A 23,381-nucleotide genomic window follows, 5' to 3' on the forward strand; every position below is an offset into this window, starting at 1 on the left:
GGCATAACAACTTTTTCGGAAAGAGCAAGAGATGCGGCTAGACCCCTTCCGTAATGAAAACCAACGGCCTCATGTTATTTCCATGAAAAAGAAAGAAAAAAAACTTTTTGAGCTTGTCTACAGCCAAATATTAGTCAACGGTCAGACACCCTGATTTTTTTTTGCCTTATTAGTAGCTGTTCGTGTCCGATCTTGTGGTTTTAAGAATGGTGGTCGTAGACTATAGCTCTTTGGCGATAGACGTAGCAAGGACTTGCCGATATCCCCCTTATCGTAATCAGCACTAAAATTTATATAGGGCACACCTAAAACACGCATATTTGCTGCATAAAGGATAATAAAAAAGACTGAAATAAAAAATCCAAACAGACCCAAAAAAGCTGAAAATAAAATGATGATTAATCGGAAAATACTCATTGCTGTCACAAAGGCTTGATTGACTAGTGTAAATGCAGCAATACTTGAAATCGCAATGATAACAATCATCGAAGGGCTTGTCACACCAGCTTTAATCGCAGCATCTCCAATGATTAATCCTCCCACCACACTGATTGAACCACTAATCGCACTAGGCAAACGCAAATTGGCCTCGCGAAACATTTCAAACATAAATAGCATCATCATTATTTCAAGTATTGTCGGAAATGGTAATCCGGTTCTTGACTCGACCACTGTCGCAAGAAGAAGATATGGAAGCTGTTCTTGATGATAGGTGGTTACGGCAAGCCAAAAACCAGGAAGTAACATACTGATCAGTATTCCAAATATTCGGAGCACCCGTTCCATTGAACTAACGATGATGGGATATTCATTGTCCTCAGATGTTTTAAAGAGCAGCATAATATTGGCCGGAATAATCATGGCATACGAAACGCCATCGATCATTATTAGTATTCGTCCTCTCATTAATGCCTGAAGAGCAAAATCTGGTCTTCCCGTATAATCATGTCTAGGGAGAACTTTAGCCGTTTGTTCAATTGCCTCCATCAGCAAATCGCCATTAACGACAATATCTGTATCAATTTTTTGTAATTGTAAACGGATTTGTTCTAGCATATTCAAATTCACAATGTCTTCCATATATAACACAGCTACCGTTGTTTTAGAGCGTTGACCAATCTCTAATGTTTCTACACTAAATGAATTTGTAGGTAAACGTTTTCGTAGTAAAGCTATATTAATAAATACATCTTCAATAAAATCATCTCTTGGCCCTTTCACAACTAATTCAAGCGTTGTTTCCCCAGGCTCACGATTAGGTCTATTTGAAATATCACTGGAATAAATCAAGTGATCTTCCTCAAAATATAATAAGACGTGGCCTTTATAGACTCTTGTAATAATATCCTCTTTCTTCATGACCTTTTGTAAATAAGGAACATGAAGATGCTGTTCAATTAGTTCTTCTAACGTTTCATCAGAACCACTATTAAATAAGGATTGGACACGTTCGACTACAACGGTTTGAAGAAGTTCTTCGTCTATCATGGCGTCACAGGTTATCATATGGACGGTATGTTGCTGAAATTTATACTGTTGGAATATCACATCAGCAGAGCGTTGAAATAGTGATTTCAACATTTTCAAATTCATCATTTGTTCCATTGAAATACTTCTCATCTCCTACTGAGCCTGCTCAAATTTAGTACATTTATGAAAACTTGGACGTTTAATAAATATACTTAGGCATATTTTTCCCATGGATATAAAAATTATTCAAGCAACCAGTACGGTGATAACCTATTCAGTATGTTCTTAGCCAATCATTTTTTGTAGATTCGCCATCTCAATTGCCGATATTGCCGAATCATACCCTTTATTACCTGATTTTGTCCCCGCACGTTCAATCGCCTGTTCAATATTTTCTGTTGTAACAATACCGAAAATAACTGGCACATTGGTCGTTAACGATACATTTGCTATACCTTTTGCCGACTCATTACATACATAATCATAATGTGTTGTAGAACCGCGAATAACCGTTCCTAAACCAATAATCGCATCATATTTTTTTGTCTCTGCTAATTGTTTCGCAATAAAAGGCACCTCAAAAGCTCCAGGCACCCATGCAACATCAATAGATGCTTCATCAACACCATGTCGCTTTAACCCATCCATTGCTCCATCTAATAATTTGCTTGTAATAAACTCATTGAATCGACCTACAACTACTGCAATTTTTAAATCCGTTCCTATTAATTGTGCTTCAAATGTTTGACCCATTTTTTATAACTCCTTTGTTAGTAGTTTGTTGTTAATGTTTGGCTACGATAAGCGGCTAACGCCTCAATGGAAATCATTTTTAAACCATGATGTGCTGCATACTTTGTCAGTTCTTCAAAGCGCATCATGTGACCATCGTCTCCCATGATTTCACAAATCACCCCAGCAGGAATACTATGACAAAGCTTAGCTAAATCAATGGTCGCCTCCGTATGGCCTCTTCGCTCTAAGACACCGTTATCCTTTGCGATTAATGGAAAAATATGTCCTGGCCGACGAAAATCAGTGTTTTTTGCTTGAGACTTCAGCATCTTTTGTATAGTGAAAGCCCGCTCAAAGGCACTAATCCCTGTTGTTGTGTCTATATGGTCGATACTTACGGTAAATGCTGTTTGATGGTTATCCGTATTATGCTGAACCATTGGGTGCAGTTCTAGCTTATGTGCTAGCTCCTGCGAAATCGGCGTACAAATTAAACCTCTCCCATAAGTCGCCATAAAGTTAATCGTTTCAGGAGTGATATATTCAGCAAGTGCAAGAAGATCCCCCTCATTTTCCCGATCTTCATCATCCACCACGACAATCACTTTCCCTTGTTTTAAATCCTCTATGGCATCTTCAATTGCATGTAGCACTCTTGTCATCTCCTTATTATGTGATCTTAAAAACCATGCCGTGCCAAATAATCTCTTGTTATCATAGACTTGTCTTGCCCGTTCTTCAATTGGTTTACAATATACTTACCTACTAAATCTGTTTCAATATTGACGAATGCGCCAATTTTTTTCATGCCTAAAATTGTTTCCTTGTAAGTATGAGGAATCAGTGAAATAGTGACATAATTCGATTCAACATGAAAGATTGTTAAGCTTGTGCCATCAATCGTTATGGAGCCCTTTGGAATACAGAAACTTGTTAGTTCCTCAGACAATTCGATATCAATATAGACCGCGTTAGCGACTGGACGCTTTCGTAAAATTTTCCCAACTGCATCAACATGGCCAGCAACAAAATGACCACCAAATCGCCCGTTCGCAGGCATCGCACGCTCCAAATTAACCGGATCGCCTACTGCAAGCTGATGTAAATTTGTAGCTTTGACGGTTTCAGGCATGACATCCATCGTCAGCTCTTGATCCGTAAAATGGGTCACCGTTAAACAAACTCCATTGACGGCTATACTGTCCCCTAGCCTTACATCTTCTGTAACTTTTGAAGAGTGAACAGTGATTTTCATACTGTTCTTATTGCTTTGCAAGGCTTTAATAGTGCCAATATCCTCTACAATACCTGTAAACATTTCTTCACCTGCTTTCACTCATTTACGTAGCTTTTATCCGTCACTCTTTCTTTTCTATCCGTCTCCCTTCTGAAGCTTCTATAAAAAGAAAAACCCCTTTCACAAAGGGGTTTTGGGAGTATAAGACATCAATAAATAAGCCTACTTGGATATACATTTTTTCCATAGACTAGTATCTTATTTGTTCTTCTCCCATCCAGACTATCACTGTCGGTTTTGGATTTGCACCAAATCAGCTTGCGCTCACGGACTTTGAATAACTTCATCACCGCCGATTGGGAATTTCACCCTACCCCGAAGAACATCTTCTATTCAATTGATTGGCTAAATAAAAAACTTCCCTACAAGTTTGCGGGAAGTAGTGTAATAAATGCATAATCAAATAGACCTTTTAAATTACATTGAATTTAAAAAGCTCACACTTATACCCTTCTCCCATCCAGACTGTTACTGTCGGTTTTGGATTTGCACCAAATCAGCTTGCGCTCACGGACTTTGAATGACTTCATCACCGCCGATTGGGAATTTCACCCTACCCCGAAGGATCATTTTATTTAGCTAGTTCTTACGATAACACTATTTAATTATATTATCTATACTTCTGTCTGTATTTTTTAAAAAAGGTGCCACCCCTTACTATAGCTCCACATACGACGCCCAAATATGACGTTGAATGAGTTTTTGATGATGCTTACTTTCTGTACATTGGGAAAGGCTTGGACACTTCGCACAAATCAAAGGATTCGATTTATATTGGCGATATCCTTCCTTCGTCGTTGTCGCATACTTCAATATTTGCCCTTGTTTCAAAGATAACAATAATAATGCCCGTCATATATACTCATGCTTTCGGAAGAATCCATCTTTCATTTTAGGACGTGTATATGGAAGAACAGGCAACATTTGATTCTCTAACAAATAAATATATAGTCTACATGGAGAATTTACTTTTCAATACCCTATGTAGAAGTTGATGGGAACGAAGGGCGGCGACTCCTGCGGGAAAAGCGGGAAAGTCGAGATCCTGGACTGAGCGAAGCGAGGGAAGCAGCTCGACCCCGCCCGCGGAAAGCGTCCGCCTGTAGTGAAAATCAACGGCTTTACTTTATTTTATTGTAAAAGAAAAAAGACTGTAGTCAAACTCTCAAATTTTTTTGAGTTTGTCTACAGTCTGAGCCACCTATTACTATAGAGGTGGCTTCTTAGTCCTTTAATGACTTAACTTTTGAACATAATCATTATAATTTCCTGAAAAGGCGGTCACACCAGTTGGAGATAATGCTAGTAATTTATTTGCTAGCTTATTAAGAAAATAACGATCATGAGAAATGCATAATAATGTGCCATCAAATTGCAAAAGCGCCTTCTCCAATACTTCCTTGCTAAATAAATCAAGATGATTGGTCGGTTCGTCCATTATAAGTACATTTGCTTTTTGCAAAATTAGCTTTGCTAAGGCTACACGCGCTTTTTCTCCACCGCTAAGGGAGGCTATCTTTTTAAAGACATCTTCTCCCGTAAATAAAAAATTACCAAGCACTGTCCGTATTCTTGCCTCTTCCATCGAAGGGAAGGTACCCCATACCTCTTGTAATATTGTATGATTAGGATGTAATGACTCTTGCTCCTGATCATAATAACCTATTGTCACACCATTTCCCCATGCAATAACGCCACGATCCGGAGTTAATTCATGTAACAATGCCTTCAATAACGTTGATTTTCCAACACCATTTGGGCCTATTAATGCGACCCGTTCGCCTCTATATAATGAAAATTCAATATCTTCCATTAATATTTTTCTGCCCGCATGTAACTGATAGGAGAGTACTAGGTCCTTTACCTTCAGTACTTCTTTATGTGAATTCTTATCAGTAGCAAATGTCATTTGTGCATGTTTTTGATTCTTGTGCGGCTTTTCAAGACGTTCTATCCGTTCAAGCTGTTTCCTTTTGTTCTTGGCACTTTTTGAGGAAGTAGCCATAGCAATATTCCGTTGAATATAATCCTCCATTTTTGTGATTTGCTGCTGCTGCATCGTATATTTCTTCTCCAGCAGTTCACGATCTTTAGTCTTGCTTTCCACATACTTAGAATAGTTACCGCTGTATTTTGTTCCATGAGTACGTTCAATCTCATAAATCTCATGGACAAGGGCATCTAAAAAGTAACGATCATGTGAAATAACAAGAATGGCCCCTTGATAGCCACGTAAATAACTTTCCAGCCAATTTAAAGTCGCAAAATCCAAATGGTTGGTCGGTTCATCTAACAGTAACAAATCCGGCTGCGTTAATAAAATTTTAGCAAGTGCCAGTCTAGTTTTCTGACCACCACTTAATGATTCGATAAGTGTGTCTGTCGGTGTACTACTAAAGCCCATCCCATTTAACATACTATTTATTTTTGCCTCGATGTCATAGCCTCCCTGTTGTGAAAACCAATCGGATTTGCTAGCATATCTCTGCATCACTTGTTCCAGCTTTTCAGGGGCATTTAGATAAGAAGACTCACTCATCTGCATTTCCAACTCTCGAAGTTCCTTTTCAACCTCTAGAAGCTCCGTAAATGCCCCAAGCATTTCAGTCCAAATCGTATGGTCTGGCTGCAATCCACTATCCTGTTGCAAATAACCTAGTTTAATTCCTTTCCCCCTATAAATATCGCCTTCATCATAAGGAATATCCCCTACAATCATCTTTAGTAGCGTGGATTTTCCAGCTCCATTTACACCTATAAGTCCAATCCGATCGCCACGTTCCATTTTCATCGTTATGTTAGAAAGAATGGGCTCTCCCAAGTAGCTCTTACTAATTCCATTTAATTGAAGTATCATTTTTTCCATCTCCTTATTTATTTTATCCATTACTAATAAGCTAATCGCTCAAGAAATAAATGGACATATAAGGTTACACATCACTTTTCACTCCTTTCAAACACAAAAAAGGTGCCGTCATAAAACGGCACCTTCCACCCCTCCTATGAACAAGAGGGCATGTTAAATTTTACTATTAAACAAAAAAACGCCGTTAAGAACCGGCGTTTTTGTATCTATACATCTCATTTGATTGGATACTATCAGTTTTAAAGAAGGCTAGAAGCAACCGGAACCTGCATCGATATGAAATTTGCTTAAAAAAGGGCATACTTCTCCCTTTGCCAGCAAACCTCCACAAAGATTGTAAGATTTCACCACTATTTCAGTTAAACCTTTTGCACAAACAGTTCCCATTACTTCGTCCTCCCTTCGATTTTATAGTATCCACTAATCTACCATAAATCTTTCTAGATTACAAATGTCCTCTCACGTTCTTATTCTTATATGCCTTGGAATATGGCACGCCTATCGTTACACTTAATAATATATCGGAACTTACTATTGTTAAAATCGTTCCTGTACAAGTGACTATTCAGTCCACTAGGAGGTCATTCCCTTGCAATTTTTAAGAAACTTAACAATTAAACAACGTATTTTCTCTGCCCTATTAATACTCGGCTGCGGAATATCGATCTTTTTCGTTCATCATAATGAACAATTTTATGATCGACCGATTGCTGAAATATTGAATGTCAAAGTGGTAGAATCAGAGCCTCTAACAGATATGTACGACAATGACGATACTTTGTATACGCAGCAAATTAAGGCTGTACTTAAAAATGGGCAGCACAAAGGACAAATAATTGATTTGATGAATGACTACTCTTCGTCTGGAGCCTTTGATCAAGAATACTTTGTCGGCAATGAAATTTTTGTCGCAATAGATGCACATTCGACACAGTCAGATTTAACGGGGACCATTCTCGATTTGAAACGAGATCAAACAATCATGATTATCACTTGGACTTTTATCTTTGCGCTACTCATCATCGGAAAAAGACAAGGTTTATTTGCCATTATTAGCTTAGTCGTAAATGCCAGTATTTTAACATTTGCATTAGACCTTTACGTAAAGCATGGCAGCCTCAATTTATTATTCATCAGTGGTGTGTGTGTCCTATTATTTACTGTTATTTCATTGTTACTGATTAGTGGATTGAATACGAAAACATATGCAGCCATTGTAGCTACTCTTTTAGGGACAATCATAGCCCTTAGTATTAGCTCTGCTGTGATGTGGTTGACGGGAGAAAGCGGCCTACGCTATGAGGAAATGCAATTTTTAACACGTCCCTACCGAACTGTTTTTATGGCTGGTTTATTCATTGGTTCACTTGGGGCTGTTATGGATGTCGCGATTACTATGTCCTCTTCTATTTACGCCCTATATGAACAAGACTCTCGTATTTCTTTACAAGCTTTAAAGGCATCTGGTCAGGAGATTGGAAAAGACATTATGGGTACCATTACAAGCATTCTATTCTTCGCGTATATTTGTGGCTCCATACCAATGGTCATCCTCTATTTGAAAAATTCATCTACATTAGGACTCACTCTATCCTTGAATCTTTCATTAGAGCTAGCTCGTGCCCTTGCAGGGGGTATTGGAGTAGTCCTGACAATACCTATCAGTCAATATACAGCTATTTTTTTTATTAATCGAAAGAGGGTTAAAGAATGAATGTTATCGTTGTTTTGGCAATTATTTTATGTTTATTGATGGTGGTAGTTGGAGGTAAGCAAGGCCTACGCTCGTTTCTTTCTTTATTTTTAAATTTTGCTGTTCTCTTCGTGACCATTTTCCTCATGACAAACCCTAAAAACAGCCCTATTATTCTAACGTTTATTGCTTGTACTGTCATCAGTTGCATTAGTTTGTTTTATATTAATAAAACAAATAGTAAAACCATTACTGCATTTATTTCGACAATGGTAACGATTGTTGTTTTATTGCTTTTTATTACGTTTATAACGAAAAAGGCCATGATTCAAGGATTTGGCGAAGAATCAACAGAAGAAATAAGTATCTTTTCTCTCTATATCGGTGTTAATTTCGTGCAGATTGGTGCATCGGTCATTATTATGAGTACGATAGGTGCCATTATGGATGTTGCCATTTCCATTGCTACCTCTATGCATGAGATTTTTTATCGCAATCCTTCAATCAGTAGAAAGACACTTTTTACATCTGGAATAAGTATTGGGAGAGACATTTTAGGAACCGATACAAATACTTTATTTTTTGCTTTCTTTGGTGGCTATTTAAGTTTATTGATATGGTTTAAGGATCTCTCTTATTCGATTGGCGAAATCGTCAATTCCAAAGTCTTTAGTGCGGAAATGATGACAATTTTTTGCGCAGGCATCGGCATTGCACTAATTATTCCTATTGCCTCCTCCGTCAATGCTTATTATTTAGTAAAAACACGACAAAAAAAGAATAGCTCTCTCCCATAAAAACAGAACTATCACATAAGTACTGGAGATAAAGTGAGTACCTCTTTGCCTTTATGGTTTGAAACGTACAACACACCTAAAATGGTATGCAAATTTGTATTAGCCCTAACATAAAACACAAAAAGAATTAGGTAGCTATAGAGGGTGTCTCATAAGAGTTTTGAGACACCCTCCTTTGTTGCATCTTTTCCATTGCAAACCCAGCATTTTCTGATAATATTTACCATAAGATGATTACGTAGCTTTTAAAATGACTGTTGTCCATGTTTCATGACCTAACAATTGGTCGCCCATTCCATGTAACATTTTTAAGCATAAAACGTCAATACAACTAGATAATAAAGGAGAAAGTTTGCAATGAAAACTATAATTTTTGATTTTGATGGAACGTTGGCAGATTCAACTGCTGTGTTTGCATCAGCATGGAATACATTAGCACAAAAATATAAATTTAAAGGAATTGAATTGAAGGAAATTGATACATTAAAAAAATTATCGATTTCAGAACGTAGTAAGTTATTTGACTTTCCAATGTATAAATTACCTATGATTTTACCGCAATTTTACAAGCTATATCGCCAATCATTAAACGATGTTCATCTTTTTGCAGGGATGAAGGAAGTATTACTCGAACTCGATAATAGAGGATATAAGATTTTGATTATCTCTTCTAATTCAAAGGACAATATTGTAGAATTTCTCAAAATAAATGGCATTCACTGTGTTACAGATGTCCTTTGCTCCAATCGTATTTTTAGCAAAGATAAAGTCATGAAAAAGTTTTTGAAGGAATCAAATGTTTCATCATCTGAAGTGGTATATATAGGTGATGAACAGAGGGATATTGTCGCGTGTAAAAAAGCAGGCATACCTATTATATGGGTAGAATGGGGCTATGACGCAATTGAAGTCATACAAAACGAAGAGCCAGAATACAAAGTAGCGACACCCGATGAAATTTTAGAGATTATTTTATAGCAGGATAATAGCCCTTCACTCGGCTATTATCCTTTAAATTTCTTGTCTTTGATTTCGCCTAATCTGCATTAACTTGTCAGCAGAATTATTTACCCCTTTATAAGGATCGCTTAATTCATGCATACTCGTCGCAAATTGCTGTGTAAAGGCAGCAATTTGATTAGCAGAAGCATTCACCTGATTAATGGATTGTTTAATGCTTTCTAATTGTTTCGTAATACTATTCGCACTTTCTGTATTGCTCTGGAACATTTTTTGTATTTCAGATGCGACAACTGCAAAACCACGTCCATGCTCACCCGAACGAGCTGCTTCTATCGAAGCATTTAAACCAAGATTTATGGATTTCATCGCTAAATCTTTTACCAATTGAACAATCACATTCATTTGTTCAATATCGCCTGCCAATCAATACTTTCCTCTGCACTTTGTTCAGCTATGTCATTGACCTCACTATCAATTTATTGGATTATCAGGATTCGGTCTATGTAATTGCCATGATTCAGGTGAAGTAAATTCAATAGTATATTCATAGTTTGTGAAAATATTTTGTTTCATCGAAGATGCGAAAGTGCTAATATCACCAGATGTCTGTTCTTTCATGGACTCTTCTAAAGCTGCAAGTTCATTCAAATCTATTACTAATTTAGATGAATCATCGCCCTTAATTTGAGTTGTTAGAATATTAGAATTCTTATCAAATGTTGCGACCATCGGTTTACCATTTTCAATTGACTCTAATTTTCATTATCTTCAATTACATTTATTTGAAGGCTATCAAGGTATTCAATTGCTTCCTTATCAACCATACCTAATTCTGAATTGAAGTCCGAATTATCAATTATTTGTTTGGATGTAGCTAGGAAGTTGTTCTTTTCCATTTCTTTAGCATTTGCAAGAATTGGAGCGAAATTTGGAATTTAACCATAAATTTTTTTATATATAGTATTAGGTATTATTTTCAAGTTATTAATCGAGCAAAAATAATAAATTTAATACTAATAGGATTATCCCTACTAATAAAAAAATAAAACCTAATATATTATTATGCACATTTTTTTCCTTTTTATTTTTAAGTAATAAGTAAGTACCGCAAGTTATAAATATTGTAAAGAGTAAAAAAAATCCAACAATTGTTAACCATGTCATTACAATATCACTCCATTCTATTTATTATTAAAATCTTGATAATAAAGCGATACTTCTTAAGTACTTTATTTGCCTACTCTCCATAATACTCATTTGTTAATTATATCCTCTTTTTATACATTATAACTTAATAATTAAAAAACTTAATATGTCTAAAGTGGAAACAGCATCGGTACCACAGCCAGTAATCCAGTTTTAACGTTATAATGGGATACAATATTTAATCCAAATGGGACGATTACAAGAGCACAAATAGCAGGTGTAGTGGCAGTATTGAAACTGTATGTACACAAAGACACACCAAAATTTTCAGGCATCAGGCAACGGCAAAACATTTACAGATGTTTAAACTTTCAATTGAAAAGGTAACTGCTATAGGAATTATGGGAACAAGTACCAATACGTTTAATCTGAATGATACGTTAACACGTGAACAGGCAGAAAAGTGCTCAACCAACTATTCGAAAGACCAGCTCTAGATAGAATTACAGCACCTTCATTTAAAGACTCACCTTCAACACATTGGGCAATCGGAGAAATTGAAGCAGCTGTAACAGCACAAAGGATAAAAAATAAACAAGAAAATATAATTCGGGGGAACATTGAAGCTATGTAGGTTTTGAGGTGAATACAGTGTCAATAAAGCCCATCGCTTCTATAACAGCCAGTAGTTTTGATGCATTATCTATTCCTCCCCCTAATGTTTACTATATATCCAATTTTAACTATATCATGCCAGTTAAAAAGACACCAACGTCCTATGGTGTCTTTTCACAGCATTATTCCTTTGTCAATATTTCTACATATTTTTCAGCTGTTCGTATGTCAATCGTCAAAAAATTTTCTTCATAGGTTGTTTGAATTAAAAAAGGAACATCACTCGTGTTCTGAAACCTAAAATCCAAGCTCCCATAGGAAACAGTCGCATCCCTTCCCTTTGGCACATATCCTATATCCAAGGAATGATGGTGACGTTCTACATATTTAACTCGTAGTTGATCCACTGCATTAAACAGGGTTGAAGAAGTTTGACAAACGCCCCCACCAATGCCCATAACCACTTTTTTATTAATAATTTCTGGTGCAGGCTGATAGCCATTTGCTTCATCTCGAGGTCCGACCATCGTATTAAATGAAAAATGGTCCCCACTACCAACGATGACATTATTAATAGCCTCCGCAGAAAGCTCAATATTTTTATTTCTTCCTACGTCAGCGCTATTAAAATACGTCGTATAGGATGCCACAACGACCTCTTCTAAATAAGGAATGTCCTCTAATGAGTAGCCACTTTGAGTCAAATAAAGAGGTACCTCCACTTGACCACCAGTAGCAGAGGCTTCTAGAATTTTCTCCACTAATTCACTTTCCTTTAAAATCATTTGCGGCCTTCCCTTAATAACCTTTCCTGCTTCATCCAATCGATCGAGCATCATGCGCTGGTCATAGCCTTCCTTCTCACTAGTCCCTCTTGCTAGTTCCTTTGCTAACTGCTCAATATTCCGCTGATAGGCTTGCAGCTCTGTCTCATAGCCACTATCCTTCGGTGAAATAGTTTCAATAATCTTCTTTGTCTTAGGATCTACAATCTCTATAAGAGCCGATTCCTTTTGTGGCACTTGCTCATAGGTAACTGTTTTTTTCAATTCTTCGATTTGCTGTTTTACTTGTTGATTTTCTTCCTCTATCCTTGGGTCATTGTTCGAATTTTTTTGGCAACCTACAAGTCCAACTATACATAAAACACAGAACGCGGAAACCCACTTTTTTTTCAACACAAACACCTACCTCTATGTCATACTACAGAGACATCTTATTCATATATTGCCTATAGTGTGTGGCTTTTGTAGATATTTATTTGTTCTGTTCAAATAAAACTTCACTCACAATCAGGATTTGTTTACGATTGAGGATTACAGTTGATAAGTTATGTAACACTAGGGTAGCATGGCACCAATAGTTAGAAGTAAACGACCGCTACCCCCATTTTACGCTCTTCGATTATGTGTAAATTTTTCATAACGTATTCTTTCCAGTTCTTAACCCAATTTTGGTTCAACTGGCACGTCCTGCCAAGGGATGAAGCGCTACGAGTATAAAAAGTTACAGTTTTTTGAAACAATTAAGTCACAAGCACATAATCGTGAATGAAAATAACTTGCTTTTTCCATCCTATAGACAAATTACCCCTGTATCTATACCAGTCGGTCCATTAAACCCTGGGATTGTATCCACTACCATATTGGTAGCTATATCTATGACAGACACTGTATTGTCAGTTTGATTTGTGACATATGCAAAAGTACCATTCGGCAGGATCGTTACTTGGTCAGGTGAAGATCCAACAGGGATTGTAGCTATCACCATATTGGTCACTGTACTGATGACAGATACAGTATTACTACCTTTATTGACGACGTACAAAAATGTACCATCAGGTGTAATGGCTGCTCCTACAGGTCCGGTTCCTACAGGGATTGTACCCACTACTGTATTGATTGCAACATTAATGATAGATACATTATTGCTATTTTCATTTGTCACATACGCAAATTGCCCACTCGGTGTGAAAACAATGGATCTTGGGCGGATTCCAACAGGGATAGTAGCAACTACCATATTGGTTGCTGTATTTATAACAGATACATTCCCTGAATTTTCATTTGCCACATAAGCAAATGCACTATTCGGCGTAAAAGCAATACCTTGAGGTTGGAGCCCTACTGGAATAGTGGCAGTTACAGTATTAGTTGCTGTATCTATAACGGATACAGAATTAGCTGCTGGACCATGGTTTGAAACATAGGCAAGTGCTCCATTTGGTGAAATCGCTACACCAAGAGGCTCATCTCCTACCGGAATCGTAGTGACTACCGTATTGGTTGCTGTATTAAACACAGTTACATTATCGGAGAAAAGCGCTGGCACATACCCAAACGCACCATTTGGTGTAATCGCTACTTCTAGTGGAGCAGTCCCTACTGGAATGGTGGCAACTATCATATTGGTTGCTGTATCTATTACTGAGACTCTGTTATCAGGAGTTTCTAATTGTCCAGCGTCTGTTACATAGACAAGATAGTTACAGCTTGGTGGTACCGGTAAAAAAGGGTGATTACAACGACAAGGGCAACAAAAACCGCAGCAATGGCAATGACAACCTGGATTTGATTTCAACTTGATTCTAAAAAATTTCGGTTCTTTTCTCACACTGAACTACCTCCCTGACATATATGGCTACTATATGCCCACAGAAATAGGTTTCTTGTACATTCACCTAATCTAACTAGTTGTAATTAGTTGCTTTACTTTTAAATGCTAGTTTTTTGGGGAAGATATGCGCTACACCATGCTGAAATTTGAAGATAAAAAGAGGAAGAACGTTTGACTTAGTTTTGAAATGTCCACCCCATTAAAATAATTTAAGAAGGAAAGGATAGGACTATTAACATACGAAAAAGTGATAATAGTTTAGTACAATGTAAATTGTGGAACTTTTCTGAACTAAAGGAGGAAGTTAAGATGCCTCAAACATTATTATCTTCTAAAATAACAATGCCACATCAATCACCCACTTTAATTGAAAGAACACAATTATTCGATTTATTAGATCAACATATACATGTGAAATTAACCATTTTACGTGCTCCTGCGGGTTATGGAAAAACCAGTATACTAAGTAGCTGGCTTAAAAATAAAAAAGAAACCACTGCATGGGTCTCTCTAGATGCTGCTGATAATGATCCTATACGTTTCTGGACATATATTTTACATGCTATTGCTAGGTCATCTAAAAGTAACATGCATCAAATTCTTACACCACTTCTAAACTCCCAGGACTCTGCAACGCTTGAATTTTTTATCTATTCTCTAGTAGAAGAAATAAATGTCCTTCAACAGCCCATTTCGATTGTACTAGATGATTATCATGTCATAGAGAATCCAGTTATTCATCAACTCATGATACAATTCGTAGAGTATTTACCTAGTCACGCCCATATTTATATGTCCTCTCGTTCTGTCCCCTCACTACCAATACCTAAGTGGCGGGTTAAGCAATGGACACATGAAATCCATTCTGGACATTTACGCTTTACTTTACAGGAGGTGAAGCGATTTTTCTCCTGCAAACATGTCCCTACCTTCAATCACCAACAGCTGCAAGCTATTTTAGATAAAACAGAAGGTTGGGTAGCTGGATTATTGTTAACTAGCTTTGCGAATGACCATGAAATTGGATCGTTTGAAGAAACTGCACAGCCCTTTATTTCAGAATTTCTATGGCAAGAAATTATTCATAACCTACCATCTAAAACACAACAATTTTTGCTGCGCACTTCCCTATTACAGGAGTTGGATCCTGCTATTTGTGATCAATTGACAACGCAGACAAATAGTCTTGAACAATTGGAGCATTTGGAAGCTAAAGGACTTTTCACCATTCGGCTGCAATCAAAACAACCTATTTTCCGGTACCATCATTTATTAGCGGAAGCTTTGCAAATGGAATTAACAAGACAATTTTCGAAGCAGGACAGACATAATCTTGTTCTAGAAACATCTCAATTCATTTATGGTCAAGGGGATTATATTTCTGCCATTGAATTAGCACTTAAACATGGACAATACGAACTAGCGACGCCATGGATGACTGAGCATCTTGTTCAACTTTTTTTATCAGGTCAGACAGCAACCTTTATGCGGTGGTTGCACCGGCTTCGTCGTGATCAATATAAAGTCTCCTATGAAATGCTAGTCATCGGCTTTTTAACCTCGATTTCAACTACGGAAGTTGAAACTGCGTCATCTCTTATGGAGGAACTTGAATTACGCCAACTGACAGAACAATGGATGGAGCAAGAGGAACATGCGGCCATGACCTATATTTACGAAAGCGCTAAGGCTTTTGCCATCGTTGCCTCTGGTGGTGATTTACAGATGGTTGAAGAAATTATGAAAAAACAGCTCGCAAAAGGACACATCCCCTCTAGATGGGATCATGTGCCTATCCCCTACAATAGTTTTGAATATAAACTTTTACGAACGAGCATTGGGTCGAAAGGAAAGCTTCAAACAATGGAGCAAGGAGCTGTAATAAGTGAGCTTTTTCGAGAAACGTCTTTACAAACTGCTAATGTCACCGCTTTTAGCTATGGTGTTGCCGCCGAATCTTTATATGAACGCAACCTAATAACGTTTACTCATAAAGAAATTGAGATGGCGCTTAAGTTAGGCCATCAATTACAAGATCTTGGATTATGTATTCCGATGTATCTTCTTAAAGCAAAAATCTATATACAGCAAAATCAGATAAGTTCAGCTCTTGCTATGCTGACCCATCTATTAGAGGATGTCACTGAAAAGCATTGGCGTACATCTATACAAATTATGCTAGCCTACTGTCATATTAACGCTGGTGATAGTCATCATGCTGAGATAATCTTACAGGCTACGAAAACGAAACAACCCTTCTGGCTCATCGTATACGCCCGTTTACTATTATTGAAGGAACTGCCGAACGAAGCCTTAACGAGCTTGATCCAAGTAAAAATAAAAGCACAGCAGGAGGAGCAAATTGCTACAATTATTGAAGCCACAATACTAGAAGCAATTTGCCAATATCATATAGGTCACCAAGAACTTGCCTTAGAAACTTTACACGAGGCTTTCGTACTTGCAGCACCCTACTATTATGTTCGATCATTTTTAGATGAAAAGGATTTAGAACCCCTATTAGCCATTTATTTCGAGCAGCTTCATCAACGTTGGGATTCCGTCCCTACTGTTTATTTTAATTATCTGAAAGAAGGTACTACATTCCATTCAAAAGCCCCAGTAATGCTAACACAACGAGAAAAGGATATTTATGGCTTACTAGTAGATGGTATATCTAATCGTGAAATAGCTAAGCGCCTGCATTTATCAGAAGGAACTGTTCGTGTTTATTTATCTACCATTTATAGTAAGCTTGGGGTCAACTCACGCGCTAAGGCGATTGCCCTCAAAAATCATTGAAGCTCATAAAAGGCATCATTGACTGGTACTGATGCCTTTTACAGTTAAAATTAATAAAATTATTAATTTGATTCGACTTTTTTAATTGTTGCTGTAGTATACTCATAACTTTTACTCTATTGTCGATTTTATTATTCAGAGTAGGTACGTTCTAAATAGTTCTTCACTCTGATATATGTTAATAATGCATTGCTTTTATACTAGCTTCTAGGAGCAATCAATTGTGAAGTAACAAAAAACTGCCCAAAATCCGTCTGATTTGGGCAGTTCTTCTTTTATTTTTGTATAAACATTTGCGTCCAGTAGTTGCCATCCGCTACATACCCTATACCGATATGTGTATAGTTTTTGCTGAGAATATTAGCACGGTGACCTTCACTGTTCATCCATGCTGTAACGACTTCCTGTGCCGAGCGTTGACCCTTGGCGATATTTTCACCAGCTGATTGATAAGAAATACCGAAGTTTTTCATCATCGTAAATGGCGTACCATACGTTGGGCTTGTATGGTCAAAATAATTTTTATCATGCATATCCTGCGACTTGTATTTAGCTACTCTTGATAACTCCCAATCGTCTTGTAATGCCGAAAGACCTGCTTTCGCACGTTCTGCATTAACCCGTTTAACGACCTCTTGTTCAACGCTTGCTTGTTCCTTTACAGGGACCATTATTTTTTGACCAGGATAAATTTGATTTGGATTGGCAAGTTGTGGGTTTGCATCAATTAATTCTTGTACTCCTGTTTCCGTTTTCAAAGCGATTTTCCAAAGAGTGTCACCAGATGAGACTGTATAGGATTCAGCCGCCATTGCCCCCACTGGTAGTAATAATGAAGCTGCAATAACTGAAGCAAGTGCTGCTTTTTTTATTTTTTTCAACATGTCTATCATCCTTCCTGTTTGCTCTTCTAATATCGTAAATAGTTTCAGAGCAATAATCATCACAAAATATTTGGAAGGATTTTTACAACTACATGACAGATGAACTACAAAATTTGACGAATCCCTTTTTAACAACCTTTATGAAGATGCACCTTGTCATCAAGTTGCAATATCATTGTAATCAACAAATATTACCAATTATATAAACCACCAATAGTTACCTAATAATCACTACTTCGTCGATAATTTCCTCTTCATTTTGTAAATTAGTAAAATATAGAGACAGTCATAAAAAAGAGTAGCCATAGAAATAATGGTCATGAACGGTGTACGGAAATAGAGATAAAAGCCAATCGCAGCAAACAAAGTTCCAATCATCTTACAGACTGCAATGCCCATAGATTGACCATCTAAATTCCCTCTTCGTAATAATAATCCGATAAATAACCCAGACATCATGAGATTTTGCAAAAATGCTGCATACTTCCCTTCATAATCCTGAAATTGATGAATAATCCCAAAAATCATCAACATGCTGAACATTAAAGTGACTAAAAAAGAGGCATACAATAATTTTTTAGAGAGAATTCTTCGATATTCGGGTGGCGCAAATCGTAAAAATTGCATCAGTATCACGACATCTAAAACGAGCCATGTGAGCGTAATCAATCGTTGAAGGTCATTTTGTGGGTAAAGAAATGTAAAGATAAATTCCCATGCAATATTGGCACAAATAGCAACCATAGGCATACCGTATTTTTTATCCTTCCATCCTTTATAAATAACTAAAATATATGTAATGATCCAGAAAAGACCCATGCCTAATTGACAAATTAATAAAATATCTAGTTGAGGCATCTTTTTATTCTCTCCTTCCACATAGGATTCCCCATACTATATGTGAAGAAATCTATTCATTATGTCTAAAAGTTCGCTAGTAGGGTAAGGGAAAGTAGTAACAAATATTCAAGGGAGTGGAACCTATACATTCATAGTGGAATCTTATATAGTAAAGCGGGGTGATTGAATGAAATCAAAAATATATGTAGATAATGATCAATTTATCGCTGGAACTACCTTAAAGGATCCAATGGAATTAGAGCATAATAATATGGCTTTGCATACTTGCGATAATATCCATGATGTCATTGACAATCGTCAACAATTAGCCACAACTTTGAACTGCAATCTGCAAGATTTTATTTGTACGGAGCAAACACATAGCGCCAACTTTCATCGAGTAACATTTGCCGATAAAGGACGTGGCGCTGAGCAAATGGATACAGCAGTGAAAAACACGGATGCTCTTTATACGTTTGAGCCTAATTTATTATTATGCAGTTTTACAGCCGATTGCGTTCCTGTGATTTTTTATAATGCTGTCAATGGTTTAGTGGGCGTCATTCATTCAGGCTGGCAAGGTACTACCAAAGAAATTACACCTAAACTGTTCCAGCATTTGTTGGAACAAGAACAATGCCGACCTGAGGATTTTCACGTTCAAATCGGTATGGCTTTAAGCCAGCAAAAATTCGAGGTAGATGCTGATGTGTATGAGAAGTTCCGCAGTCTTGGTTATGCAGACGATTTTATGTATTTTAATGCAGCAACGCAGAAATATCATATTGATAATCAAAAAACTGTGAAAAAGCAATGTGAACTTGCTGGTATTCCATCTGAGCAAATCCAAGTTGATGCCACTTGTACATTCCTTAGCCCTGATGGCTTCTCCTATCGTCAGGACAAACAGGCAGGCAGACATTTAAGCTTTATTATGCGAAAATCTTAAACAAACGAAAAGGACAATCCACTTCAGCATAAGGATTGTCCTGCTTATTTTAACGTACCAGTACTAATAATCGACGTCTCAACATGTACCTCTGTTTGTAATTTGCTAATGACTTCCCTCGTTTTTTTGGTCGTCCACTTGCCATGATAGTACATTCTAAATTTTTCACTTAGCCCACTAGGATCGACATCCATATTTTTTAGTTTATCTAAAAACTTGGTAATATCCTCTTCTAGCTGCTTATTTACATCCTTCTCTAACCGACTAATGCTTTCAATCGTATTCAACTCGTATTCTCTCGACCCTTTGTATTCGCTTAACGTTCCTTTAATCTTTAGGCGAATGATGAGCTTTGGTGAGTCAACATTCTTATTACTTTGCATTTTAATAGAGCTCTCAATTAAATCAATCATCAATTTTTCCTCCCCATATCCCTCATGTAGATCTAAATGGAGAGGTGCGAGACTTTTTCTTCCTAGTAATGCTTGAACAATCAACGCTTCCTCAGGCTTAATTACTTCATGCATATGGTTCCCCTTAAAAACAGCAACACCTTTAATTTCAATTTTATCATCGCGTTTTTCAAGATATGGGATGATTGTATCCGTCACAGGATTCGTTATTGTATACATAAAATCATGAATATTCGTATTCGGATTAAATGCTGTATTTATACTGGGTTCCAATAAATCATTAATGTAAATATTAATGTTTGGTTTATCCGGGTAATTTCCCTTTATAATGGCTTCTGCTTTGTCCTTCACAATAGCAATGAGGACTTTATTGCCCACCTCAGCATTCCTGTATAGATGCTGAATGACATTTTGTATCTCACCTTTTCGTGCAAAATCTTCATTAACCAGCACAACTCGTAATTGGTTAAAGACAATTTTTTTATCCGAAAGCTTTTCGATTTCTACGATGCCATTCGATACAAGATCTGTAGACACCGAAAAAATTTGTGTTTTTTGTTGTGCCTCTGGGGAATATTGAGGAATAGCGACCGTTAATTTCATTTGATCTTCATCCATATAGTCGAAAGCCATTATCCCAACCATACCAATATCCTCTAAAGGTACCTTCAACTCTTTTCTTGAACAACCAGCTAATAATAATAAAAGCGCAAGTGTGATGCTTAGTAGAAGCTTTCTATTCATTGTTGCACCTTCTTTTTTCGAACTATATAAATCATGCTTAAGAAGATTGGCCAAATAATTAGCATATACCCAATATAATTACTTGCTGTAAAAAGTTTCTCTTGGAATTCTCGAGAAAATGGCATTCTAATAATCAAAAAAATGATAGCGGCAATCACATATAATTGATAACTATTTTTCTTTTTAAACAACGTATCCACGCCTAATTTGGCACACCACACATAGGCAGTGGCCGTGGATAATATTAAAAATACCCATAACGTTATACCAATAATATCGATTCGTTCCACAAAGGTAAGTTCGCCGGCTTTAAATAAATTTAAAACGGAAAACTCTACGTTTTTCAACTGCCATTCAGAATAATAGATGACGCTTACTACTGTCGTGAAAAAACAAAGGAGAATACTAATCCAAATACCAATCAATGAATGACGAAAGGCTTTTTTTTGATCGATTATATATGGAAAGTAAAACATAATTAATTCATAGCCAAGGACTGATAAATACCCTTCTTTAAATGCATTAAAGAAATCTAGCCCACTAAAATTGAATAAAGGGAGTAAATGACTTACCTCCCCTTTTTCAATAGCCCACTGTGTAAAATAGAACATGCCGATTGTAATAAAAAAACTAATCATGCAAAATCTGGCAATAGATTTGATACCACCACTTACAATATATATCAGCAACAGTAAGAAACACAGCACAGGCAATGTAATGGTTTGCTCTTGTAACGCTGTACTTTGTATGAGATGCATATAGTTGCTAATAATTCCTGCACTAAAGATAATAAATTGAATGACAAACAAGAGATTAAAGCTTTTCCCTAAGACTTTCCCGAAAAGAATTTCATTGATACGAAATAAATGTTCATTCGGGTATTTAGAGCAAAGCCAAATCATCGGCCAAAGAGTTAAGGTAGCGATAATACCGAATAATACGGGCATAAACCACTCGGTATAGCCCATAGCACTTAATTTTTGTGGCAATGATAGTATGCCGGTCCCTACCATAATGCTCTGGGCCAAAAAAATGACGTGATAGCGATTTAACATCTTTACGTTAGCTGCGCTCAAGTCTTTTACCTCATTTCTCCTCTGTCGTTTTTTTCTGAGCCCTTGAAATGCCGGATTTTTTCGTTAAATAGTTGATAGGAAATCTGATGACATTATCTAACAAATCTGTTGGATTTCTCGGTATACCTGGCGTCATATAATGAGTTCCTAATGATTTTAAACTTAGTAAATGATGGATTAACCAAGCAAAGGCAAGCATTTGCCCAAATAGACCAAATAACCCAGCTGATAAAATGAAAATATATCGCACAAATCGGCTAGCATTACTCATCAAGAAAATCGGTGGTAGGAAAGATAATAGTGCAGAAGTGGCCACCAACACAATAAGAATATTACTAAGTAGCCCTGCCTGCACAGCCGCAGTCCCTATGACAATACCGCCTACGATACCGATTGTTTGTCCGACTTTGGCAGGCATTCGAGAACCGGCTTCCCGTAATACCTCTACAATAAGTTCGATAAATAACACTTCAATGAGAGGTGGAAAAGGAACTTTACTTCTTGATTCTTGAAGATTTAATAAAAGCTCATATGGCAATATTTCTGGATGGAAGGTTAAGGCAGAAATATACATGGGCGTAATCATAATCGTTAAGAAAAAACCAAAGAAACGTAGCATTCTTAGTAAAGAGGCTGTTGTCCATCGGTTATAATAATCCTCAATCGACACGAACATTTCAAAAAAAGAGGTCGGACAGACAATTGCTAATTGGCTATTATCCATAAACATGACAATTCGGCCGTCAATAAGGTAGCGACAAATACTATCGGGGCGTACCGTCATATAATATTGAGGAAATGGTGATAATGGATTATCCTCAATTAATTGCTTCAACACCGATATATCCGTAAATAAAGGAAATACCACCTGATCAATACGATTTCTAAGATCATCCAAGTTTTTATGATTCACAATATTGTCCATATACATAATGGAAATTTTAATATTAGCCTCTGAACCAACAATACGATTTTCATTTTTTAGCTGAGCACTTTGAATTCGTCTTCTCACTAGAGAAATGTTGGTCTCCAAAGATTCTGTAAATGCATCCTGAGGCCCTATAACGGTTGATTCCGTTTCAGTATTCGTAATGGCCCTTGTAGGAGCACTATACGTATCCATACTTAATAGCGCATTGGTTTCATGAAAAAACAGCAGTGTTTGCCCAGAATTCAGTTTTTTGATAACTTCTTGTATGTCCTTAGGGTCCACATATTGAGCCATTTGATGAATTTGTTTCATATTATTGGTTAACGGAATAGATACCATTGTTTGTAAGGTCATTTTTTCTATAAGAGAGGAAAAATAGATAAGGGTAACATCCCCTTCTTCTGTAGCAATCATATTTAGTTTTACATCATCTACATCATTAATTTCCTTCTTTAATTTAGCAACAAGCTGTTCAGGCATTTCGTTCATTCCGTTCAACCCCTTTTATTCCGACGAATACCAGTTCACATAGAGTTTTTTATAG

17 protein-coding genes, 3 pseudogenes and 2 riboswitches are annotated in these 23,381 nt (G+C 36.8%); of the genes and pseudogenes, 5 read left to right on the plus strand and 15 right to left on the minus strand.

The genetic code is table 11. The features are described from left to right. Nucleotides 1-141: 141 nt before the first annotated feature. From AC3CH7_RS02845 to AC3CH7_RS02870, 6 genes and pseudogenes are all read right to left on the minus strand, one after another. A complete protein-coding gene (locus AC3CH7_RS02845; protein WP_036215392.1) occupies nucleotides 142-1,605 on the minus strand; it encodes a spore germination protein in 1,464 nt (487 codons plus the stop codon). Nucleotides 1,606-1,755: 150 nt separating this feature from the next. Beyond that, nucleotides 1,756-2,223: a 6,7-dimethyl-8-ribityllumazine synthase gene (gene ribH, locus AC3CH7_RS02850; protein WP_008176574.1), complete on the minus strand. Its 468-nt coding sequence runs from the start codon at nucleotides 2,221-2,223 to the stop codon at nucleotides 1,756-1,758. Between the two features lie 26 nt (nucleotides 2,224-2,249). Then, a pseudogene (gene ribB / locus AC3CH7_RS02855) lies at nucleotides 2,250-2,858 on the minus strand (3,4-dihydroxy-2-butanone-4-phosphate synthase); the annotation flags it as partial. Between the two features lie 26 nt (nucleotides 2,859-2,884). After that, nucleotides 2,885-3,523 (minus strand): riboflavin synthase, encoded by a 639-nt coding sequence (gene ribE / locus AC3CH7_RS02860; RefSeq protein ID WP_036162654.1) that lies wholly within the window; start codon nucleotides 3,521-3,523, stop codon nucleotides 2,885-2,887. A 180-nt stretch (nucleotides 3,524-3,703) separates the two neighbouring features. Beyond that, a riboswitch (FMN riboswitch) is annotated at nucleotides 3,704-3,829 on the minus strand. Between the two features lie 117 nt (nucleotides 3,830-3,946). Then, nucleotides 3,947-4,072: riboswitch (FMN riboswitch) on the minus strand. A gap of 93 nt (nucleotides 4,073-4,165) precedes the next feature. Beyond that, nucleotides 4,166-4,444 (minus strand): annotated as a pseudogene (locus tag AC3CH7_RS02865) (transposase); the annotation flags it as partial. Nucleotides 4,445-4,733: 289 nt separating this feature from the next. Then, complete coding sequence (locus AC3CH7_RS02870) at nucleotides 4,734-6,359, minus strand: ABC-F family ATP-binding cassette domain-containing protein (RefSeq protein ID WP_036161200.1); 1,626 nt, start codon at nucleotides 6,357-6,359, stop codon at nucleotides 4,734-4,736. 598 nt (nucleotides 6,360-6,957) lie between these two features. Here AC3CH7_RS02870 and AC3CH7_RS02875 point away from each other — a divergent pair. The 3 genes from AC3CH7_RS02875 (at nucleotide 6,958) to AC3CH7_RS02885 (ending at nucleotide 9,836) form a co-directional block, all read left to right on the plus strand. Then, nucleotides 6,958-8,082 carry a YibE/F family protein gene (locus AC3CH7_RS02875; RefSeq protein ID WP_012293707.1) on the plus strand — a complete coding sequence of 375 codons (1,125 nt, stop codon included), beginning with the start codon at nucleotides 6,958-6,960 and terminating at the stop codon, nucleotides 8,080-8,082. Beyond that, a complete protein-coding gene (locus tag AC3CH7_RS02880; RefSeq protein WP_036166016.1) occupies nucleotides 8,079-8,858 on the plus strand; it encodes a YibE/F family protein in 780 nt (259 codons plus the stop codon). The genes AC3CH7_RS02875 and AC3CH7_RS02880 overlap by 4 nt, the downstream gene beginning before the upstream one ends. A gap of 357 nt (nucleotides 8,859-9,215) precedes the next feature. Further along, on the plus strand, nucleotides 9,216-9,836 hold the full coding sequence (locus tag AC3CH7_RS02885; protein WP_012293705.1) for an HAD-IA family hydrolase: 621 nt from the start codon (nucleotides 9,216-9,218) through the stop codon (nucleotides 9,834-9,836). 33 nt (nucleotides 9,837-9,869) lie between these two features. On the opposite strand, the gene AC3CH7_RS02890 is transcribed toward AC3CH7_RS02885, so the two are convergent. The 4 genes and pseudogenes from AC3CH7_RS02890 to AC3CH7_RS02905 all read right to left on the minus strand — a co-directional run. Continuing rightward, entirely contained in the window at nucleotides 9,870-10,244 is a 375-nt protein-coding gene (locus tag AC3CH7_RS02890; RefSeq protein ID WP_426389722.1) for a methyl-accepting chemotaxis protein, read from the minus strand. Nucleotides 10,245-10,292: 48 nt separating this feature from the next. After that, complete coding sequence (locus AC3CH7_RS02895) at nucleotides 10,293-10,568, minus strand: geobacillin-26 family protein (RefSeq protein WP_258858676.1); 276 nt, start codon at nucleotides 10,566-10,568, stop codon at nucleotides 10,293-10,295. Between the two features lie 1,196 nt (nucleotides 10,569-11,764). Continuing rightward, nucleotides 11,765-12,760, minus strand: a complete 996-nt coding sequence (locus AC3CH7_RS02900; RefSeq protein WP_426389719.1) for a VanW family protein — start codon at nucleotides 12,758-12,760, stop codon at nucleotides 11,765-11,767. A gap of 397 nt (nucleotides 12,761-13,157) precedes the next feature. Next, nucleotides 13,158-14,096, minus strand: a pseudogene (locus tag AC3CH7_RS02905) (beta-propeller fold lactonase family protein); the annotation flags it as partial. Nucleotides 14,097-14,507: 411 nt separating this feature from the next. On the opposite strand from AC3CH7_RS02905, the gene AC3CH7_RS02910 reads away from it, so the two are divergent. Continuing rightward, a complete protein-coding gene (locus AC3CH7_RS02910; RefSeq protein ID WP_488381559.1) occupies nucleotides 14,508-17,000 on the plus strand; it encodes a winged helix-turn-helix domain-containing protein in 2,493 nt (830 codons plus the stop codon). 275 nt (nucleotides 17,001-17,275) lie between these two features. Here the strand turns inward: AC3CH7_RS02910 and safA are convergent, their stop codons facing one another. Beyond that, nucleotides 17,276-17,884: a SafA/ExsA family spore coat assembly protein gene (safA, locus tag AC3CH7_RS02915; protein WP_031418022.1), complete on the minus strand. Its 609-nt coding sequence runs from the start codon at nucleotides 17,882-17,884 to the stop codon at nucleotides 17,276-17,278. Between the two features lie 231 nt (nucleotides 17,885-18,115). Beyond that, a complete protein-coding gene (locus tag AC3CH7_RS02920) occupies nucleotides 18,116-18,742 on the minus strand; it encodes a transmembrane-type terpene cyclase (RefSeq protein WP_031418021.1) in 627 nt (208 codons plus the stop codon). Between the two features lie 169 nt (nucleotides 18,743-18,911). Here AC3CH7_RS02920 and pgeF point away from each other — a divergent pair, with 169 nt between their 5' ends. After that, nucleotides 18,912-19,673 carry a peptidoglycan editing factor PgeF gene (gene pgeF / locus AC3CH7_RS02925; RefSeq protein WP_012293692.1) on the plus strand — a complete coding sequence of 254 codons (762 nt, stop codon included), beginning with the start codon at nucleotides 18,912-18,914 and terminating at the stop codon, nucleotides 19,671-19,673. A gap of 44 nt (nucleotides 19,674-19,717) precedes the next feature. Here the strand turns inward: pgeF and AC3CH7_RS02930 are convergent, their stop codons facing one another. The 3 genes from AC3CH7_RS02930 to AC3CH7_RS02940 are packed head-to-tail and all read right to left on the minus strand — an operon-like array spanning nucleotide 19,718 to nucleotide 23,326. Beyond that, a complete protein-coding gene (locus tag AC3CH7_RS02930; RefSeq protein ID WP_012293691.1) occupies nucleotides 19,718-20,830 on the minus strand; it encodes a Ger(x)C family spore germination protein in 1,113 nt (370 codons plus the stop codon). Beyond that, the gene (locus tag AC3CH7_RS02935; RefSeq protein WP_488381560.1) at nucleotides 20,827-21,906 is read right to left on the minus strand and encodes a GerAB/ArcD/ProY family transporter; all 1,080 of its coding nucleotides are present in this window, start codon (nucleotides 21,904-21,906) and stop codon (nucleotides 20,827-20,829) included. The genes AC3CH7_RS02930 and AC3CH7_RS02935 overlap by 4 nt, the downstream gene beginning before the upstream one ends. 10 nt (nucleotides 21,907-21,916) lie before the next feature. Then, nucleotides 21,917-23,326, minus strand: coding sequence for a spore germination protein (locus tag AC3CH7_RS02940; protein WP_012293689.1), 1,410 nt, complete (start codon nucleotides 23,324-23,326; stop codon nucleotides 21,917-21,919). Nucleotides 23,327-23,381: the final 55 nt, after the last annotated feature.

The sequence above is a fragment of the Lysinibacillus sp. F12 genome (assembly GCF_057773605.1).

Bases quoted from the DNA above. Each gene is read 5' to 3' on its own strand.
- ribE (WP_036162654.1), bottom strand. From the start codon at position 3,523: ATGTTTACAGGTATTGTAGAGGATATTGGCACTATTAAAGCCTTGCAA.
- AC3CH7_RS02880 (WP_036166016.1), top strand. From the start codon at position 8,079: ATGAATGTTATCGTTGTTTTGGCAATTATTTTATGTTTATTGATGGTG.
- AC3CH7_RS02930 (WP_012293691.1), bottom strand. From the start codon at position 20,830: ATGAATAGAAAGCTTCTACTAAGCATCACACTTGCGCTTTTATTATTA.
- pgeF (WP_012293692.1), top strand. From the start codon at position 18,912: ATGAAATCAAAAATATATGTAGATAATGATCAATTTATCGCTGGAACT.
- AC3CH7_RS02885 (WP_012293705.1), top strand. From the start codon at position 9,216: ATGAAAACTATAATTTTTGATTTTGATGGAACGTTGGCAGATTCAACT.
- AC3CH7_RS02940 (WP_012293689.1), bottom strand. From the start codon at position 23,326: ATGAACGAAATGCCTGAACAGCTTGTTGCTAAATTAAAGAAGGAAATT.
- AC3CH7_RS02845 (WP_036215392.1), bottom strand. From the start codon at position 1,605: ATGGAACAAATGATGAATTTGAAAATGTTGAAATCACTATTTCAACGC.
- AC3CH7_RS02920 (WP_031418021.1), bottom strand. From the start codon at position 18,742: ATGCCTCAACTAGATATTTTATTAATTTGTCAATTAGGCATGGGTCTT.
- AC3CH7_RS02910 (WP_488381559.1), top strand. From the start codon at position 14,508: ATGCCTCAAACATTATTATCTTCTAAAATAACAATGCCACATCAATCA.
- AC3CH7_RS02870 (WP_036161200.1), bottom strand. From the start codon at position 6,359: ATGATACTTCAATTAAATGGAATTAGTAAGAGCTACTTGGGAGAGCCC.
- safA (WP_031418022.1), bottom strand. From the start codon at position 17,884: ATGTTGAAAAAAATAAAAAAAGCAGCACTTGCTTCAGTTATTGCAGCT.
- ribH (WP_008176574.1), bottom strand. From the start codon at position 2,223: ATGGGTCAAACATTTGAAGCACAATTAATAGGAACGGATTTAAAAATT.